Here is a 17,928-nt window from a genome sequence, read left to right as displayed (position 1 = left end):
AATCCGTCAGCCGGCCCGTTCCGTCGTCGGGTCGATCATCTTGCGGATCTCGGTGATCTTGGTCGCCGGAAAGCCGCTGATCTCGGCGTGCTTGCGGATCACCGCCTCGTCCTGGGCCAGGTAGACGCAGAAGGTCTTGTTGTCGGCGACGTAGCTCTCGACCCACTGGATGTCGGGGCCGATCTGGCGCAGCGCGTCGTTGGACTTGGCCGCGGCGCCGCGCAACTGCTCGCGCTCCAGGGAGCCGACGTCCGGGATATCACGCTCGATGATGAATTTGCGAAGGGCCATGAGTTCCTCCTGGGTTGGGACGGATTGATCGTGCCTGTCCCCATTGCTTCCCTTGATCCGGGTTGCGGCGGGCGGATCAGTAGAGCCCGCCGGTCCCCGTTGTCGCGTCGGGCACGCTGTCGCCGAAGCTGGTGGTGCCCTGGTCGGTCGTGCCGCCGCTGCCATCGAGCCGGTCGAGGGCATAGCCGGTGCCGGGCTCGGTGCCGGGGCGGAACGCCTCCCAGATCATGTCGCCGCCGCTGCCATAGGCAGGCTGGCCGCTCAGCCGGTCGATCTTGACCAGGTTGACGCCGGGCGGGATGCGGAAGGGCGGGACGTCCTTGCCCTGCAGCGCCGCGGACATGAAGTCGCGGAAGATCGGCAGCGCCGCGGTCGAGCCCCACTCGCGGGCGCCCAGCGTCTTCGGCTCGTCGAAGCCGACATAGATCGCCACCACCAGATCGGGCGAGAAGCCGACGAACCAGGCGTCCTTGGCGTCGTTGGTGGTGCCGGTCTTGCCGGCCAGGGTGAAGCCCAGCTTGTTCAGCGCCGAGGCGGTGCCGCGCTGGACCACGCCCTGCAGGATCGAAGTCATCTGGTAGGCCGAGACCGGGTCGGCGATCTGCTCGCGCGTGTCCGGGATCACCGGCGTCGCCTGGTCGGCCCAGGGCTGGCCGCAGCTGTCGCAGGGCCGCTCGTCATGCCGGTAGATGGTGCGACCGGTGCGGTCCTGGATCCGGTCGACGAAGGTCGGGAGCACCTTCTTGCCGCCATTGGCGATCTGGGCGAAGCCGGCCGCCATCTGCAGCGGCGTGGTCGCGCCGGCGCCGAGCGCCATGGAGTACAGCAGCGGCATGTCCTTGTAGACGCCGAAGCGCTCCGCCGTCGCCTTGACCTTTTCGAGGCCCACCGCCTGGATCAGGCGCACCGTCATCAGGTTGCGCGACCGCTCGACGCCGATCCGCAGCGGCATCGGGCCGAGGAACCGCTGGTCGTCGTTCTCCGGCGCCCAGTCGGTGGTGCCGGTGTCGATCGTGATCGGGGCGTCGTCGATGATGGTGGTCGGGGTGTAGCCGGCCTCCAGCGCGGTCAGATAGACGAAGGGCTTGAAGGTCGAGCCGGGCTGCCGCACGGCCTGGGTGCCGCGGTCGAACTCGCTCATCGCGTAGTCGTAGCCGCCGCTGATCGCCAGCACCCGGCCGGTGTTGGGGTCGAGCGCGACCAGCGCGCCCTGCGCGTCGGGGATCTGGCGCAGGCCGAATTCCTGCGGCACGGCCTTGTCGTCCGGCACCGGGCCGGTCGGCTCGACCAGGATGACGTCGCCCTTGGCCAGCACGTCAGACGGCTTCCTGGGATCGGCGCCGACGGTCTGGTTCGCGCGCCAGGGCCGGGCCCATTTCATCTCGGCGAAGGGGATGGTGCCGCGGCTCTTGTCCGAGAAGCCGATGCCGGCGGCCTTGGCGTCGACATCCAGCACCACCGCCATCTGCCAGTCGCCGGCGCCGGCCGGCCGCTCGATCGCGGCGAGCTGCCCGGCCCAGTCGTCGAAGCCCCCGATCTTCTTCAAGGGGCCGCGCCAGCCATGCCGCTGGTCATAGCTGCGCAGGCCGTTGCGCAGCGACTGGTCGGCCAGGTCCTGCAGATGCGGGTCCAGCGAGGTGCGCACCGACAGCCCGCCCTGGTACAGGGCATCGTTGCCGTACAGGCGCTGCAGCTCGCGCCGCACCTCCTCGGCGAAGTAGTTGGCGCTGACGAACTCGATCTGCCGGCGGTCCTTGGTCAGCAGCGGCTCGGCCCGGGCGGCGTCGGCCTGCTCCTTGGTGATCGCCCCGTCCTCGAGCAACCGGCCGAGGACGTAGTTGCGGCGGTTGACGGCGGCGTCCAGCCGGGTCTTCGGGTCGTAGCTGCTGGGCGCCTTCGGCAGGCCGGCCAGGAAGGCGGCCTCGGAGACCGTCAGGTCCCTCAGCGGCTTGTTGAAATAGGCCAGCGACGCCGCCGCCACGCCATAGGCGCCGCGGCCGAGATAGATCTGATTCAGGTACAGCTCGAGGATCTGCTGCTTGGTGAAGGCGCTTTCGATGCGCAGCGCCAGCAGCACCTCGCGGATCTTGCGGCTGATCGCCCGGTCCGGCGTCAGGAAGAAGTTGCGCGCCACCTGCTGGGTGATGGTCGAGGCGCCCTCCATCCGCCGGTCGGACCCATAGTTCTGGATCGCCGAGATCCCGGCCCGGGCGATGCCCTGCAGGTCGACGCCCGGATGGTCGTAGAAGCGCTGGTCCTCGGCCGAGACGAAGGCTTGGGCCACCAGGGGCGGGATCGCCCCGAACGGCACGAACAACCGGTTCTGGTTGGCGTATTCCGCCATCAGCCGGCCGTCGGCCGCGTGCAGCCGGGTGGTGATCGGCGGCGCGTATTCGGCCAGCTGCGCCGTGTCCGGCAGGTCGCGGCCGAAATAGCTCGCGGCCGCGAAGACCCCGACCGCCGCGACGACGAGGAGGAGGATGAGGGAGGACAGGAGCCAGCCGATCAGGCGCATCGAACCATGGGGGCAGTGGATGGACGGCGGCCGGCCGCCCGACATGGCGGGGTCGGCCCGGCAGGCCGGCCTCGTCGCAGAAGCGGATAGGACGCGATTGTGTTCCGTTGATGACCGCGGGCGGCCGGGTTTCTGTTACCATAGCGCCGACCGCGAGTCAGGCCCCCGCGGCGGCGCGACCGGCAGGCGCGCCCCTTACCCCCGAAATCTCCCATTGTCGAGAGTGCGGTGCCTCGGTATCGTGACGGCGCGACAGTCTGCCCGATCGGTCGATCGGATGTCCGGGTTCCCCGGGTGTCCGGGTTGATCGCGCGGCGGCGCATCGATTTCCGCCGGGAAGCGTCTTCCGTCGAACGGCCGGCACGCGATGCGCGGCTGCGGATGTCGGGCGACATTGAGATCAACTCGAGGCCGTGCCCCGGCGCATCCGCGCCGGACCGGTGGTCGCGGACCCTCCCGTCTGGCCTGCTGCGAAGCGCCGTTCTCGGGTGATCACGGTTCGCGCCCCCGGCGGCTTCGGCAGGACAAGGACGCGCCGCAGCCCCGTCGGTCGCGCGGGGTGACGGCAGCGTCGCCAGGGTTTGTACATGGCTAAAAGAATGCTGGTGGACGCCACCCATGCGGAAGAAACGCGGGTGGTGGTGCTGGACGGCAATCGGCTCGAGGAATTCGACTTCGAGACCGAAGCCAAGAAGCAGCTTAAGGGCAACATCTATCTGGCCAAGGTGACGCGGGTCGAACCCTCGCTCCAGGCCGCCTTCGTGGAGTATGGCGGGAACCGGCACGGTTTCCTCGCCTTCTCGGAAATTCATCCCGACTACTACCGGATCCCGATCGCCGACCGCGAGGCGCTGCTGGCCCGCCAGGCCGCGGAGGCCGACGAGGCCGAGGCCGTCGAGGCGAAACCGGCCGAGCCGGCGTCCCGCCGGCGCCGCGGCCGTGGTGACCGCCGCCCGGCCCGCGCCGAGGCCGAGGCCGGCCCGAGCGAGGCGTTCGATGCCGGCGATGCGGTGGCGGGCGAGGTGATCCACGCCGAGGCCATCGTCGAGGAGAGCTTCGGCGAGACCCTGTCGACCGAGGGCGACAGCGGCCCGGTCGCGCTGCTGGCCCCGCCCGAATCGCCGAGGGGCGACGACCCGACTCCGGCCGGGGGCGAGAATGGCAACGGCCATGACGGCGAGCAGGAGCCCGTCGAGGTGCTGGGCGGCGACGAGGCCGAGGAGGCCCGCGACCGCCGCTCGAAGCTGCCGAACTACCGCAACTACAAGATCCAGGAGGTCATCAAGCGCCGGCAGATCATGCTGGTGCAGGTGACCAAGGAGGAGCGCGGCAACAAGGGCGCGGCGCTGACCACCTACCTGTCGCTGGCCGGCCGCTACTGCGTGCTGATGCCGAACACGCCGCGCGGCGGCGGCATCAGCCGGAAGATCGCCAATCCCAAGGATCGCAAGAAGATGAAGGCGATCATGGATGACCTGGACGTGCCGGACGGCATGGCGGTCATCCTGCGGACGGCGGGGCTGGAGCGGACCAAGCTGGAGATCCGGCGCGACCTCGACTACCTGCTGCGGCTGTGGGATTCGATCCGGCAGACCACGCTGCAGTCGACCGCCCCCTGCGCCATCCATGAAGAGGCGGACCTGATCAAGCGGGCGATCCGCGACCTCTATTCCAAGGACATCGAGGACGTCCAGGTCGCCGGCGAGGAGGGCTACCGCACCGCCAAGGACTTCATGCGCATGCTCATGCCGAGCCATGCCAAGAAGGTCCAGCCCTACCTGGACCAGGACGTCCCGCTGTTCCACCGCTTCAACGTCGAAGGCCAGATCGACGCGATGCACAGCCCGGTGGTGCAGCTGCGCTCCGGCGGCTACATCGTCATCAACCCGACCGAGGCGCTGGTCTCGATCGACGTCAACTCCGGCCGCTCGACCCGCGAGCGGAACATCGAGGAGACGGCGTACAAGACCAACCTGGAGGCCGCCGACGAGGTCGCCCGCCAGCTGCGCCTGCGCGACCTGGCCGGCCTGATCGTCATCGACTTCATCGACATGGAGGACGACCGCCACAACAAGGCGGTCGAGCACCGGCTGAAGGAGGCGATGCGGCAGGACCGCGCCCGCATCCAGCTCGGCCGGATCAGCGCCTTCGGCCTGCTCGAGCTGTCGCGCCAGCGGCTGCGCCCGAGCCTGATGGAGACGCATTTCGAGACCTGCGCCCATTGCGGCGGGCTTGGCATGACCCGGACCACCGGCTCGGCCGCCCTGTCGGTGCTGCGCGCGATCGAGGAGGAGGGCATCCGCAAGCGCGCCTCCGAGGTCACCGTGCATGTCGCCACCGCGATGGCGCTGTACCTGCTCAACCAGAAGCGCGACGCCCTGGCCGACATCGAGCGGCGCTACGGCGTGCGGGTGATGATCGAGGCCGATGACAGCCTGATCCCGCCGGCGCACCGGATCGAGCGCACCCGCGCCCGCGGCGCCGAGCTGCCGGCCCCGGCGGCGCCGGTCGACAACACCGCCCGGATCATGGCCGAGACCGACGCCGCGCTGGAGCACGAGGCGGACGAGGTCGAGGACGAGGCGGAAGAGGTCGAGGAGACCGTCGAGGCCCAGGAGCCGGCGCGTCAGCCGCAGCAGCAGCGTCCGGCACAGCCGCTGCAGCATCACGGCGGCGGCCAGCAGGCCGATGGCGAGGGCCGGGGCCGTCGCCGCCGGCGGCGGCGCGGCCGTCGGCGCGGCGAGGACGGGCATCGCCCGGACCAGCCGGCGCAGGTCGCGGCCGACGGCAGCTTCGGCTACGACCCGCGCGACGAAGCCGAGGAGGGCGGGCCGGAGGACCAGGGGGCCGAGCCGTTCACGCTCGAGGCCGCCGATGCCGCCAGCCACGCCGAGCCCGTCGAGGAGGCCACCCCGGCCGTCGTCGGGCCGGCCGAGCCGGCGCCCGCCGAAGCCGCGGCGCCCGAGGCTGCCACGGCCGAGGACGATGCCAAGGCCCGTCGCCGCGGCCGTCGCGGCGGCCGCCGCAAGAAGGCGGACGAGGAGGCCGAGCCCTTCGTGCTCGAGGCCGCCGACGCTGCCAGCCATGCCGAGCCCGAAGCTGAGACGGCGCCGGAGACGGTCGCGGCCGCCGAGGCCGTGATCACACCCGAGCCCGTCCCGGCGGAAGCCATGCCGGCCGAAGCCGCGGCGCCGGTCGAGGAGGCGCCGAAGCCGAAGCGCCGCGCCCCGCGCCGCAAGAAGGCCGAGGTCGCTGTCGAGGCTGCGGTCGAGCCGGCCGCCGAGGCTCCGGCCCCCGCTCCCACCGCGGAGCCGGAGGCGGCGGCGCTGAACGGTGCGGTGCCCGAGCCGGCACCCGTCGCTGCCGAGCCCGCCCCGGCGCCCGAGCCTGAAGCCCAGCCTGAGAACCTCGCGGTCGAGGCCAATCAGGTGGTGAACCAGCCGCCCGAGGCCCCGAAGCGTGGCTGGTGGCGCCGCGGCGCCTGACCTCGGCCGACAGTCGCATCAGAGAGCCCGCTCGGGGAACCGGGCGGGCTTTTTGCTGCGAATGATCCGACAAATAGCTGATGCAATATGTAGATTTTTTATTATTGACATAGCGGCTCGTATGTTCGAGGGTCGGCTCCGATCTTCGGATCCGCGGGATTTTGACGGAAGCAGCTTGCGCCGCGTCACCAAACGCTAAAGCGCCACGACGTGAGTTCGTGGTTCCGGCAGTTGATGCTGAGGAGCCGACCGATGGTTTCGACCTTGCCCCGACCGATCCTCTCCGCCGCCATGCCGCGCGTCGGGATGTGTCGCGCCTGTCGCTGTTGCTGATCGCGGGCCCGCCCGCCGCACCCGACCGCACGACCAGATGCAGCGCGCTCGCCTCAAGCGGGCGTGCCCCCCGAGAGGATCCCTTCCATGGCTGACGCCTTCATCATCGTCGCCGGTGGCCTGACCGCCGGCATCGTCACGCGCGAGCCGCGCGGATTCCGCTTCTACGCCTCCGACGCGGCCTTCACCCCGCTGGAGGGGCGCCTGTTCCGCACCACCCGCGCGGCCGGCCGGGCGGCGCATGCGGCGCTGACCACGATCGCCCGCCGCCAGCACCGGCCGGGTCAGGCCCGGGCCTGACCCGCGGCCGCCCCTTCCCCAGTCCTACCCAAGACGTGCAGGAGCCCATCATGTCCCTTTCCCCGCTGACGCGCGGCCTGTTCGGCCTGGCGCTCGGCCTCGCCCTCGGCGCCGCCACCGCCGGCAGCGCCCTCGCCGCCAGCATCAAGCTCGGCGTCATGGGCGGCAGCGAGGAGGAGATCGCCGAGGTCGCCAAGCAGGTGGCGGCCAAGCACGGCCTCGAGGTCGAGCTGATCACCTTCTCCGACTACGCCATCCCGAACGAGGCGCTGGAGCATGGCGAGCTGGACGCCAACGCCTTCCAGCACCAGCCCTATCTCGACGCCCAGATCGCCGCCCGCGGCTATCACATCATCCCGATCGGCTTCACCATCGTCGAGCCGATCGGCCTGTACTCGAAGAAGATCGACAAGATCGACAAGCTGCCCGACGGCGCCAGGATCGGCATCCCGAACGACCCCAGCAACGGCGGCCGGGCGCTGAACCTGTTGGCCGCCAACGGCCTGATCAAGCTGGCGGACGGCAAGGGCCTGAACCCGTCGCTGCTCGACATCGCCGCGAACCCGCACAACTTCCAGTTCTCCGAGCTCGACGCGGCGCAGCTGCCGCACGCCCTGCCGGACCTGGACGGCGCGATCATCAACACCAACTACGCGCTGGAGGCCGGGCTCGACCCGCGCAAGGACGCGCTGATCGCCGAGAGCCGGACCAGCAACCCCTACGGCAACTTCGTCGCCGCCCGCGCCGCCGACAAGGACCGGGCCGACCTGAAGACCCTGGTCGAGGCCTACCAGTCGCCCGAGGTGGCGCAGTTCCTGGAGACCCGGTTCAGGGGCGCGATCCTGCCGGCTTGGTAAGCCTGCCGCCGCAGGCCGGGGCTGCGGCCCCGGCCGTTGCGAAAGCGGACCAGTTCTGGTAGACGACCGCGCTTGCGTGAGCATTCACTCACGCCGTACCGACGCCGGCACCCCTGGAGGCCGGCGTCTTCACTTAGGAGAGAGCCGATGGCCGATACCATCAAGATCACGGCCGAGGCGCGCGACCGAGCCGGTAAGGGGGCAGCACGGGCAGCGCGTCGGGCCGGGATGATCCCGGGCGTCATCTACGGCGACAACAAGCCGCCGGTGCTGTTCAGCGTCAACGCCCAGTCGCTGCTGAAGATCCTGCGCGACCCCGGCGCGCTGACCCATATCTACGACATCGAGATCGGCAGCGAGCGGCATCACGTCCTGGCGCGCGACATCGCGCTGGATCCGGTGAGCGACAAGGCGATCCACCTCGACTTCCTGCGCGTCAGCGACAAGACCACCGTCCATGCCGACGTGCCGGTGCATTTCGAGAACGAGGCCGCTTCGCCCGGCATCAAGCGCGGCGGCGTGCTGAACGTCGTGCGCCACGATGTCGAGCTGATCTGCCGCGCCGAGGCGATCCCGGAATACGTCTCGGTCGACCTGACCGGCGCCGACATCGGCGACTCGCTGCGCATGAGCGCGGTGAAGCTGCCGGAGGGCGTCCGCCCGGCCGTGCAGGACCGCGACTTCGTGATCGCCACCGTCGCGGCGCCGTCGGCCGTCCGCGCCGAGGCCGCCGAGGCTGCTGCCGCTGCGGTGACCGGCGAGGCCGCCCCGGCGGCTGCGACCGAGGAGCCGAAGGCCTGATCAAGGCCGGGCGATCTGGGAGAGTGCGATGCTGCTGTTCGTCGGCCTCGGCAATCCCGGTTCGCAATACGCGTATCACCGGCACAATGTCGGGTTCATGGCGCTCGACGACATCGTCGAGCGCCATTCCTTTTCGCCCTGGAAGCTGAAATTCCAGGGCCGGCTGGCGGAAGGCCGGCTCGGCCCCGAGCGCGTGCTGGCGCTGGAGCCCACCACCTATATGAACGACAGCGGCCGGTCGGTCGGCGAGGCGATGCGCTTCTACAAGCTCACGCCCGACGACGTCGTCGTGTTCCATGACGAGCTCGACCTGGCGCCCGGCAAGGTCCGGGTCAAGAAGGGCGGCGGCACCGCCGGCCACAATGGCTTGCGCTCGCTCGACGCCCATATCGGGCCGGAATTCTGGCGCGTCCGCATCGGCATCGGCCATCCCGGCCACAAGGACCGGGTGCATGGCTGGGTGCTGGGCGACTTCGCCAAGGCCGATGAGGCCTGGCTGGACCCGCTGCTCGAGGCGATCGCCGGGGCGGCGCCGCTGCTGGCCGAGAAGGCGGCCGGGAAGTTCATGACCCAGATCGCCCAGACCACCCAGGCGGCGTGATCCGACACCCGACCGTGGCAGCCTCATTGACCTTTGCTGCGCCGCACGACTACCCCCTTGATCCGATCGTTCCGGGGGCGCATCGTATGCTCACGTGGTCGGCATAGCCGGTAACGCGTATTGGCCAGCCGCAATGCCCTTGCGGCGACCTCCGCCAGAATGGCAACCCGGCATCGTCGGGTGAGCCTGCGGACAAAAGAGCTAAACGAGGAGCCGCCGCCGTGCGGCTCCTCTACTGTTTGGGCCCTGGAGTCAGTCCCAGATCGGCGGGATCGGCGTCTGCGCCACCAGCGAATTGGCCGGATCCACGCATTGGAAGCCGATGTAGTGCCATTGCCGGCTGGCGGCCAGCGCCATGCGGCCGAACTGGCCGCAATAGCGGTCGGCAGCGGCCTGGGCCCCCGCGGCGCTCTCGTTGAAGGTCTCGACCACGACGAAGTCCTTCGCCGGCTGCGGCACGCAGGCGCCGGCCAGAAGCGCGGCGGACACAAGCAGGATCGATCGCATCGGCGGACTCCGTCATCGAGTCGCGGTGAAGGCAACCGCTTCGGACAGAAGCGAACCCGATCAGGATCACAAAGTTTCCGCCGACGGCCAACCGGCTTTTGCTGAAATCTGCGCGGCCTCCGTGCCGCGCACTGGCCTATCCGGCCATGGCCAGCCGCCGATAGGACAGCGCCTCGGCGATCTGGGCCCGGCCGATGGCGTCGGCGCCGGTCAGGTCGGCCAAGGTGCGGGCGACGCGCAGCACCCGGTGATAGCCGCGGGCGGACAGGCGCAGCCGCTCCGTCGCCTGGGTCAGGAGGGTGGCGCCGGCCGAATCGGGCACCGCCACCCGGCCCAGCACCGACCCGTCGGCCTCGGCGTTGGTGGTGATGCCGTCGCCGGCATAGCGCGCGGCCTGGATCTCCCGCGCCGCCGCGACCCGGGCCGCCACCTCGGCCGTGCCTTCGGCCGGCGGCGGGAGCGACAGGTCGGCGGCCGAGACCGCCGGCACGTCGACATGCAGGTCGATGCGGTCGAGCAGCGGCCCGGACAGGCGCGACTGGTAGTCCTGGCCGCAGCGCGGCGCCCGGCCGCAGCCCAGCGCCGGATCGCCGAGATGGCCGCAGCGGCACGGATTCATCGCCGCCGCCAGCAGCACCCGGGCGGGATAGGTGACATGCGAGTTGGCCCGGGCGATCACCGCCCGGCCGCTCTCCATCGGCTGGCGCAGCGATTCGAGCGTGGCCCGGGCGAATTCCGGCAGCTCGTCCAGGAACAGCACGCCGCGATGGGCCAGCGAGATCTCGCCCGGCCGGACCCGCAAGCCGCCCCCGACCAGGGCCGGCAGGGAGGCGGAATGGTGCGGGTCGCGGAACGGCCGGCGGCGCATCAGCCGCCCGCCTTCCAGCAGGCCGGCGACCGAATGGATCATCGACACTTCGAGCGCCTCGGCCGGCGACAAGGGGGGCAGCAGGCCGGGCAGCCGCGCCGCCAGCATCGACTTGCCGGAGCCGGGCGGGCCGATCATCAAGAGGTTGTGGTTGCCGGCGGCCGCGATCTCCAGCGCCCGCTTCGCCGTCTCCTGCCCCTTGACGTCGCGAAGGTCGAGGCCGGGCCCGTCCACCGGGGCCAGCAGCGGCAGCGGCTGGGCCAGCACCTGGGTGCCCTTGAAATGATTGACCAGGGCCAGCAGCGTCGGCGCCGCCAGCACGTCGATCCGGCCCTCGGCATCGGCGGCCCAGGCCGCCTCCGGCCCCGAGGCGGCCGGGCAGATCAGGCCGAGCCCGCGCTCCGCCGCGCCCAGCGCCGCCGGCAGCACCCCGGCGACCGGGGTCAGCGCCCCGTCCAGCGCCAGCTCGCCCAGCGCCATGTACTGCCCGATCTCCTGCACCGGCAGCACGTCGAGCGCGGTGAGCAGGCCGAGCGCGATCGGCAGGTCGTAATGGCTGCCCTCCTTAAGCATGTCGGCCGGCGCCAGGTTGATGGTGATGCGCCTGGGCGGCAGCGCCAGGCCGAGGGCGTGCAGCGCCGCCTTCACCCGCTCGCGGCTTTCCGCCACCGCCTTGTCCGGCAGGCCGACCAGGGTGATGCCGGAGAAGCCGCCGGACACCTGCACCTGCACGTCGACCGGCGCCGTCTCGATCCCCTGGAACGCGACCGTGGCGATCCGGGCGACCATCTAGGCGAAGCCTGAGGCGTGTGGAGGCGGCGGAGAGAGCATATCTAAAATTGTTTTCTATCGATATTCCACAACCAATATTCAATCCGCTGCCAGGCGCTTGTCAATCGATCTTCCCGCCCATCGAAGCGCGACGAAGCGGCCTTGCCGCCGCATCGGCCCTTGGCGATCATGCGGCATGGGTGATCCGAACGATTCCGCCATGCCCGCGTCCCTGCCGCTGTCGCGCGTGATCGACGCGGTCTACGGCCGGCTGTTCGGCAATCTCGGCGCCTTCCTGAGAGTCGCCCTGGCCTGGATCGCCGTCACTGTGGTCCTGATCGTCGCCCTCGCCATCCTGGCGCCGCAGGCCTGGGACGGGCCGGGCGGAAGCTTCATCACGGCGGTCATCGGCGCCGGCACCGCCATCGGCTGGCACCGCTTCGTGCTGCGAGAGGAGCGCCGCGCCTTCTCCGGCGCGAACACCCTCGCGCGATACGTGCTGCTGGCGGTGGTCGCCGTGCTGCCCGGCGCCGCCATCGTGCTGATCGGCATCCCCGCCATCGCGGCCCTGCTGCGCGGGCTGGACGACCGGGCCGGGGCCGCGGCGATCACGGCCGTGATCATCCTTCTGGCCGTGGTCGGCGCTGCCGTCACCTTCCGGCTTTCCCTCATCCTGCCGGCCGTGGCGATCGGGGACCGCTCGATGACCTTCCGGCGGAGTTGGGCGGCAACGCGGGGCAACGTCGCCCGGATCTTCGTCGGCTGCATCGTGGTGCAGATTCCGCCCTGGCTGGGCATCGGTCTGCTGACCTGGCTGCTGGAGCGCTGGCAGGGCTTGCCGACCTCCGCCGAGCCCGACGCCGGCGACTATGTCTTCGCCGTCATTGCGGCGGTGCTCCTGCTGCTGCTCTCCGCCCTCGCCACAGCCCTGTTTGCCGGCTTCCTGTCGGAGCTCTATCTCCGGCTGTATCTGGATCCGGAGGATCCGGCGCCGCTCTCCTGATCCGGCCAAGCGCTGAGGCTCACCCGCGTCGAAGGATCCGGCCTGCCAGCACCGCCTGGTCTTCGACACGCCGTCGGCGGGGACTTGACCGTGAACGAGCGGAGACCGAGTCTAACGAGGCACATGTCGGCCCGCCTCATGACGTCGATCGATATCTCTACAGCCAAGATCCTACTCTACTCAGATCGTCGATCGGGCGAGCAGAGGGGAAAGCTTCGTCATCACCAAATCCGGCACGCCCCTTGCCCGGCTGATGCCGCCGGACGGCAGGAAGCCGGCCAAGATCCGGTTCGGCCTGATGAAGGGCGGCATCCACATCGGACCCGACTTCGACGCGCCGCTGGACACCTTCGAAGAAGGATCGTCGGCGTAGGGCGCTCACCCGGCCTTGGCGATGCGCCAGAGGGTGCCGCCTTCGTCGTCGGAGACCAGGATCGACCCGTCCGGCAGCACCGCGATCCCGGCCGGGCGGCCCCAGATCTGGGCGGCGCCGTCGTCGCGATTGACCCGGAAGCCAGTCGCCAGCGCCTCGTAGCCGCCCACGGGCTTGCCGTCCCGGAACGGCACCCGGACCACCATGTAGCCGATCGGGTCGGCGCGGTTCCACGAGCCGTGCAGCGTCACCAGCGCGTCGCCGCGCCAGTCGGGGAACATCGGACCGTCGTAGAAGACCAGGTCGAGCGGCGCCGAATGCGATTCGAACAGCAGGTCCGGCACGATCGCCGACTTGACCAGGTCCGGCTGCTTGTCCGCCAGGTCGGGCTGCGGGTTCTGGCCGAGATAGGAATAGGGCCAGCCGTAGAAGCCGCCCTCCCGCACCGCCGTCAGGTAGTCCGGCACCAGCCCGTCGCCGAGGCCGTCGCGCTCGTTCACCACGGTGTAGAGCCGGCCGGTGCCCGGCTGCAGCGCCAGCCCGATCGGGTTGCGTAGGCCGGTAGCGTAGGTGCGGCCGCCCGAGCCGTCGGCGGCGAAGACCTGGATGGTGGCGCGCGGCGCCGGCTCCTCGGCGATGTTGCTGCGGCTGCCGATGGCGACGAAGAAGCGGTCCGACGCCGGATCCCAGATCACGTTGCGGCTGGTATGGCCGCCGCCGCCGTCGAAGGCGCCGTCCGGCGTGATCCGCTGCGGCTTGGCCTGCGCCTTGGCGTCGCCCGGGGCATAGGGCACGCGCCACAGCCCGTCGAGATCGGTGATATAGAGCGCGTCGCGGCGCAGCGCCAGGCCGTAGGGCTGGTCCAGCCCGGTCAGGAACGGCATCGCACGGGCCCGCGCCGGCGGGTTGGGCGCGACCAGCCGGCTGATGCGGCCGGCCGCCGGCTCCGACACCAGGATCGACCGGTCCGGCAGCACCAGCATCTGGCGCGGGCCGGAGAGGCCGGTGGCGAACAGCGTCGCCGTCATGCCCTTCGGCACCTGCGGCCGCATCGCCTCGGTGCGGGCCACGGTCTCGGAGCTGTTGGCGACGGCGTCGGTGGCATAGGGCTTGGGCAGCGCGTCGGGCCGGATCTCGAATTTCGTCCCCGGGGCGATGTCCTGGGCCGCGGCCGGCAGGGCGATCAGCGGGATGGCGAGCAGGGCTGCGAACGGTCGTCGCATCGGCGTCTCCTCCACACGTCCTTGGTGAAGATGTGGGGCACCGGACGCCGTCGAAAAGGCCACGATGGGAAAATTGTCCGACAAGGCCCAGCGGCGCGGCAACCGGCGGCGAAACAAATGGCCGGCTGCGGCGTTGCTGAGGGGCGACTATCCGCCCGGGCTCCGGCCCCGGGCCCTGAATCGGAGATTTTGCGATGATCCGCCGCCTGACCCTGATCCCCTGCGCGCTGGCCCTTGCCGCGCTGGCCGCCTGCGGCGACGAGACCCCGAACCCGACCGCGAAGACCGAGGCCATCGCGAGCCGGACCGTCAGCTATCGCTGCGCCGACGGCACCAGCCTGTCCGCCGGCTTCACCGGCGATGCGCTGGTGCTGGCCGATGGCGGCAACACGCTGACGCTGCAGCGCGCGATCGCGGGCAGCGGCGCGCGCTACACCAACCCCTACGGCGCCGAGTTCTGGGACAAGGGCGGCCAGGCGACCTACAGCCGCATCGCCGGCGCCGCCAGCACGACCTGCACGGCGGGATAAGCGTCAGAGGCGGTCGCGAGCGCCGCGGCCGCCTCTCGGATCTCAGACGTTGAAGCGGAAGTGGAAGATGTCGCCGTCGCGGACGATGTAGTCCTTGCCTTCCTGGCGCATCTTGCCGGCGTCCTTGGCGCCCTGCTCGCCGCCGAGCGCGACGAAGCTGTCGTAGTCGATGGTCTCGGCCTTGATGAAGCCGCGCTGGATGTCGCTGTGGATCTCGGCCGCGGCTTCCGGCGCGGCGGCGCCGGTCCGCACGGTCCAGGCCCGCGCCTCCTTCGGTCCGACGGTGAAGAAGGTGAGCAGGCCGAGCAGGCTGTAGCCGGCGCGGATCACCTTGTTCAGCCCCGGCTCCTCCAGCCCGATCGAGGCCAGGAACTCCTGCTTCTCCTCGGCCGAGAGCTGCGCCAGCTCGGCCTCGATCGCGGCCGAGATCACCACCGCCCCGGCGCCCTGGGCCTTGGCCATCGCCTCGACCCGCGCCGAATGGGCGTTGCCGGTCGCGGCCTCGTCCTCCGACACGTTGCAGACATAGAGCACGGGCTTGGAGGTCAGCAGCGCCAGGCGCCGGAACGGCTCGCGCTCGTCCGGCGACAGCTCCACGGTGCGGGCCGGCTTGCCCTCGCGCAGCACGACCAGCGCCCGCTCCATCAGGTCGATCTCGGCCTTGGCGTCCTTGTCGCCGCCCTTGGCCCGCTTGGCCGCGGTCTGCACCCGCCGCTCCAGCCCCTCCAGGTCGGCCAGCATCAGCTCGGTGTCGACGATCTCGGCATCGCGCACCGGGTCGACCGAGCCCTCGACATGGGTGACCTCGCCCTCGAAGCAGCGCAGCACGTGCAGCACCGCGTCGGTCTCGCGGATATTGGCCAGGAACTGGTTGCCCAGCCCCTCGCCCTTCGACGCGCCGCGGACCAGCCCGGCGATGTCGACGAACTCCAGCTGGGTGGCGATGATCTTGGCCGAGGCCGCAATCGCCGCCAGCTTGTCCAGCCGGGGATCGGGCACGCCGACCCGGCCGGTGTTCGGCTCGATCGTGCAGAACGGATAGTTCGCCGCTTCCGCCGCCTGGGTGGAGGTCAGCGCGTTGAACAGCGTCGACTTGCCGACATTGGGCAGGCCGACGATGCCGCAATTGAATCCCATGGGTTCTCGTCCGGATCTTCGAATCGGCGCCCGTCTAGCACGGATGCCGGGCCGAGGGGAGTCGCGGCAGACCCGCCGCACTTGACGCCGGCTCGGCGAGGATGGCACCTGGAGGGGAGATTGTCCTGACGAGCTGCCGGTCCTTTCCGTCCGGGCGCCTGAGCCGGACCGTTCCCGACCAAGCCGAAAACCCGCCTCACGCAGTGCCCCGACGTCCCCCGGAGACCGCCCCATGACCCTGACCCTGCCCCGAGTCATCGGCCATCGCGGCGCCGCGGCCCATGCGCCGGAGAACACCCTGGCCTCGTTCCGCAAAGCCGCCGCGCTGGGCGTCGAGATGGTCGAGTTCGACGTCAAGCTGACCCGCAACCGGGTGGCGGTGGTGATCCATGACGACACGCTGGACCGCACCACCGACGGCAGCGGCCCGGTCGCCAATTCCGACTTCGCGGCGGTGCGGATGCTGGATGCCGGCCGGAAATTCGCGCCCGAGTTCCGCGGCGAGCGGGTGCCGACCCTGGACGAGGTGCTGACCCTGGCGCTGGAGCTGAATCTCGCCGTCAACATCGAGATCAAGGCCTGCCCGGGCCGCGAGGTCGAGACCGCCGAGGTGGCGCTGGCCGCGGCGCAGAAGCTGTGGCCGGCCGACCGGCCGAAGCCGCTGGTCTCCAGCTTCGCCATCGAGAGCCTGCTGAAGGCCCGCGAGATCGCGCCCGACTGGCCGCGCGGCTATCTGATCTGGGAGCGGCCGGCGGTCTGGGCCGCCAATGCGGACGCGATCGGCGCCGCCACCATCAACATCAGCCAGGAGAAGGAGACGCCGGAGACCATCGCCGAATACCGCGCCACCGGCCGGCCGGTGCTGGCCTACACGGTGAACGACGCGGAGCGGGCCAAGGCGCTGTTCGACATGGGGGTCGCCGGCGTCTTCTCCGACGCGCCCGACCGCATCCTCGCCCTCTGATCGCCGCTTTTGCCGCCGATACGGGGCGCGGCTGCGAGCTTCAGGAGAGATTCGGCGCGTGCAAGGCTTCATCGACCAGGCGATCACCGCGATCGGCGCCCATGGTGGCTGGGCCGGGCCGATCATCCTGGTCTTCGCCTTCGGCGAGTCCTTCGTCGTGCTCAGCCTGCTGCTGCCGGCCACCACCATCCTGGTCGCCGCCGGCACGCTGATCCAGTCCGGCACGCTGAGCCCGTGGGACGTCATCCCCTGGGCGATCGCCGGCGCCATCCTGGGCGACGCCGTCTCCTACTGGATCGGGGTCTGGCTGGAGCACCGGGTGGAGCGGATCTGGCCGTTCACCCGCCACCCGCAGCTGCTGCGCACCGGCCGCGACTTCTTCCACCGCTGGGGCGGCATCAGCGTCTTCATCGGCCGGTTCCTCGGCCCGGTCCGCGCCGTGATCCCGCTGGTCGCCGGCATCATGGGGATGCGCCACATCCCGTTCCAGATCGCCAATGTCGCCTCGGCGATCGTCTGGGCGCCGGTCTGGGTCGGCCTCGGCTGGTTCGCCGGCGAGACCCTGAGCCGCATCTTCGGGATTGAAGATGCGGCGCCGCTGCTGCTCATAATCCTGGCCGTCGCGACGCTGGTCGGCGCCGCTGCGGCCTTCCGCCTGCTGACGCGCAAGAGCAAGAGTTCGCATGAGGATCGCCCGGACCGTCCCTAGCCTGATCATCGCCGCCGCGCTGGCCCTCGCCGCCGCGCCCGGACCGGCGCGGGCGGACGGGCTGGACGACTTCTTCAGCGGCATCCGCCGCCAGTTCGAGGGGCCGGCCAGGCCGAGCCGGTCGCAGAGCTGCGCCCAGACCGAGGCCGAGGCGCATGTGCTGGCGACCACGGCGGAGAGCGATCTGGGCCGGGTACGGGTGCGGATCGACCGGATCGAGCGCGACGCCGGCGCCGGCACCGCCCGCGCTTCGATCGACCAGGCGACCCAGGTCGCGAGCCAGGCCCAGGGCCTGTCGGCCAAGCTGCGCCGGGCCCAGGCGGCCTATCGCACCATCATCGGCCAATGCGGCCGGCCGGACCTGCAGAGCGAGCGGCTGGGCAGCCTGGCCCGCCGGCTGGACGCCGAGGCGCGGCGGGCGAACCGCCTGGCCGACCGCATCGCCTCGACCCCGACCGGCGCCCTGCCCGGCGGCCCCCAGGCCTGCCCGGCGTTGGTCGACGACGCCGAGTCGGTGCAGGCCGACACCACCGCCGTGCTCGACCGCATCGGCAAGCGCCTGGGCGAGCTGGAGGGCGCCGACCCGCTGGCCGCCCGCACCGGCGCGCTCGATGTCGCCGACGACATCGCCGAGCAGCGCCAGCGCGTCGACACCCTCGA

The 17,928-nt window shown here is 70.8% G+C and carries 16 protein-coding genes and 1 pseudogene; 11 read left to right on the top strand and 6 right to left on the bottom strand.

From position 1 onward, the window contains the following. Positions 1 to 6: 6 nt before the first annotated feature. Both ACTOWL_RS30480 and ACTOWL_RS30475 read right to left on the bottom strand, forming a co-directional pair. Complete coding sequence (locus tag ACTOWL_RS30480; RefSeq protein WP_441325044.1) at positions 7 to 291, bottom strand: DUF4242 domain-containing protein; 285 nt, start codon at positions 289 to 291, stop codon at positions 7 to 9. A 76-nt stretch (positions 292 to 367) separates the two neighbouring features. Beyond that, a complete protein-coding gene (locus tag ACTOWL_RS30475) occupies positions 368 to 2,806 on the bottom strand; it encodes a penicillin-binding protein 1A (RefSeq protein ID WP_441325043.1) in 2,439 nt (812 codons plus the stop codon). A 587-nt stretch (positions 2,807 to 3,393) separates the two neighbouring features. Between ACTOWL_RS30475 and ACTOWL_RS30470 the strand changes: the two genes are divergently transcribed. The 5 genes from ACTOWL_RS30470 to pth all read left to right on the top strand — a co-directional run bounded on the left by ACTOWL_RS30470 (position 3,394) and on the right by pth (position 9,183). Next, positions 3,394 to 6,291, top strand: coding sequence for an Rne/Rng family ribonuclease (locus ACTOWL_RS30470; protein ID WP_441325042.1), 2,898 nt, complete (start codon positions 3,394 to 3,396; stop codon positions 6,289 to 6,291). 420 nt (positions 6,292 to 6,711) lie between these two features. Next, positions 6,712 to 6,924: a hypothetical protein gene (locus ACTOWL_RS30465; protein ID WP_380301613.1), complete on the top strand. Its 213-nt coding sequence runs from the start codon at positions 6,712 to 6,714 to the stop codon at positions 6,922 to 6,924. 50 nt (positions 6,925 to 6,974) lie between these two features. Further along, the gene (locus ACTOWL_RS30460) at positions 6,975 to 7,781 is read left to right on the top strand and encodes a MetQ/NlpA family ABC transporter substrate-binding protein (RefSeq protein WP_441325041.1); all 807 of its coding nucleotides are present in this window, start codon (positions 6,975 to 6,977) and stop codon (positions 7,779 to 7,781) included. A 147-nt stretch (positions 7,782 to 7,928) separates the two neighbouring features. Further along, positions 7,929 to 8,582 carry a 50S ribosomal protein L25/general stress protein Ctc gene (locus tag ACTOWL_RS30455; RefSeq protein WP_441325040.1) on the top strand — a complete coding sequence of 218 codons (654 nt, stop codon included), beginning with the start codon at positions 7,929 to 7,931 and terminating at the stop codon, positions 8,580 to 8,582. A 28-nt stretch (positions 8,583 to 8,610) separates the two neighbouring features. Beyond that, on the top strand, positions 8,611 to 9,183 hold the full coding sequence (pth, locus tag ACTOWL_RS30450; protein WP_441325039.1) for an aminoacyl-tRNA hydrolase: 573 nt from the start codon (positions 8,611 to 8,613) through the stop codon (positions 9,181 to 9,183). A gap of 252 nt (positions 9,184 to 9,435) precedes the next feature. Here the strand turns inward: pth and ACTOWL_RS30445 are convergent, their stop codons facing one another. Together ACTOWL_RS30445 and ACTOWL_RS30440 are read right to left on the bottom strand one after the other, a co-directional pair. After that, positions 9,436 to 9,690, bottom strand: a complete 255-nt coding sequence (locus ACTOWL_RS30445; RefSeq protein ID WP_441325038.1) for a hypothetical protein — start codon at positions 9,688 to 9,690, stop codon at positions 9,436 to 9,438. A gap of 136 nt (positions 9,691 to 9,826) precedes the next feature. Continuing rightward, positions 9,827 to 11,347 carry a YifB family Mg chelatase-like AAA ATPase gene (locus tag ACTOWL_RS30440; protein WP_441325037.1) on the bottom strand — a complete coding sequence of 507 codons (1,521 nt, stop codon included), beginning with the start codon at positions 11,345 to 11,347 and terminating at the stop codon, positions 9,827 to 9,829. A 202-nt stretch (positions 11,348 to 11,549) separates the two neighbouring features. On the opposite strand from ACTOWL_RS30440, the gene ACTOWL_RS30435 reads away from it, so the two are divergent. Further along, positions 11,550 to 12,332: a hypothetical protein gene (locus ACTOWL_RS30435; RefSeq protein WP_441325036.1), complete on the top strand. Its 783-nt coding sequence runs from the start codon at positions 11,550 to 11,552 to the stop codon at positions 12,330 to 12,332. A 151-nt stretch (positions 12,333 to 12,483) separates the two neighbouring features. Continuing rightward, positions 12,484 to 12,579: pseudogene (locus ACTOWL_RS30430) on the top strand (hypothetical protein); the annotation flags it as partial. A 131-nt stretch (positions 12,580 to 12,710) separates the two neighbouring features. Here ACTOWL_RS30430 and ACTOWL_RS30425 read toward each other — a convergent pair. Continuing rightward, entirely contained in the window at positions 12,711 to 13,928 is a 1,218-nt protein-coding gene (locus ACTOWL_RS30425; protein ID WP_441325035.1) for a PQQ-dependent sugar dehydrogenase, read from the bottom strand. Between the two features lie 194 nt (positions 13,929 to 14,122). On the opposite strand from ACTOWL_RS30425, the gene ACTOWL_RS30420 reads away from it, so the two are divergent. Further along, positions 14,123 to 14,458 (top strand): MliC family protein, encoded by a 336-nt coding sequence (locus ACTOWL_RS30420; protein WP_441325034.1) that lies wholly within the window; start codon positions 14,123 to 14,125, stop codon positions 14,456 to 14,458. A 42-nt stretch (positions 14,459 to 14,500) separates the two neighbouring features. On the opposite strand, the gene ychF is transcribed toward ACTOWL_RS30420, so the two are convergent. Next, a complete protein-coding gene (gene ychF / locus ACTOWL_RS30415; RefSeq protein WP_441325033.1) occupies positions 14,501 to 15,595 on the bottom strand; it encodes a redox-regulated ATPase YchF in 1,095 nt (364 codons plus the stop codon). Between the two features lie 232 nt (positions 15,596 to 15,827). Here ychF and ACTOWL_RS30410 point away from each other — a divergent pair, with 232 nt between their 5' ends. The 3 genes from ACTOWL_RS30410 to ACTOWL_RS30400 form a co-directional block, all read left to right on the top strand. Next, positions 15,828 to 16,559, top strand: coding sequence for a glycerophosphodiester phosphodiesterase family protein (locus tag ACTOWL_RS30410; protein WP_441325032.1), 732 nt, complete (start codon positions 15,828 to 15,830; stop codon positions 16,557 to 16,559). Between the two features lie 58 nt (positions 16,560 to 16,617). After that, positions 16,618 to 17,268, top strand: coding sequence for a DedA family protein (locus ACTOWL_RS30405; protein ID WP_441325031.1), 651 nt, complete (start codon positions 16,618 to 16,620; stop codon positions 17,266 to 17,268). Further along, positions 17,243 to 17,928, top strand: a 686-nt coding sequence (locus ACTOWL_RS30400) for a hypothetical protein (RefSeq protein WP_441325030.1), incomplete at its 3' end; no start/stop codon positions are given. The genes ACTOWL_RS30405 and ACTOWL_RS30400, both read left to right, overlap by 26 nt.

The organism is Inquilinus sp. CA228 (genome assembly GCF_052078665.1).
GTDB lineage: Bacteria > Pseudomonadota > Alphaproteobacteria > DSM-16000 > Inquilinaceae > Inquilinus.
Note: the sequence above shows the minus strand (reverse complement) of the source record. Positions and strands in the feature narration are given on the sequence as shown.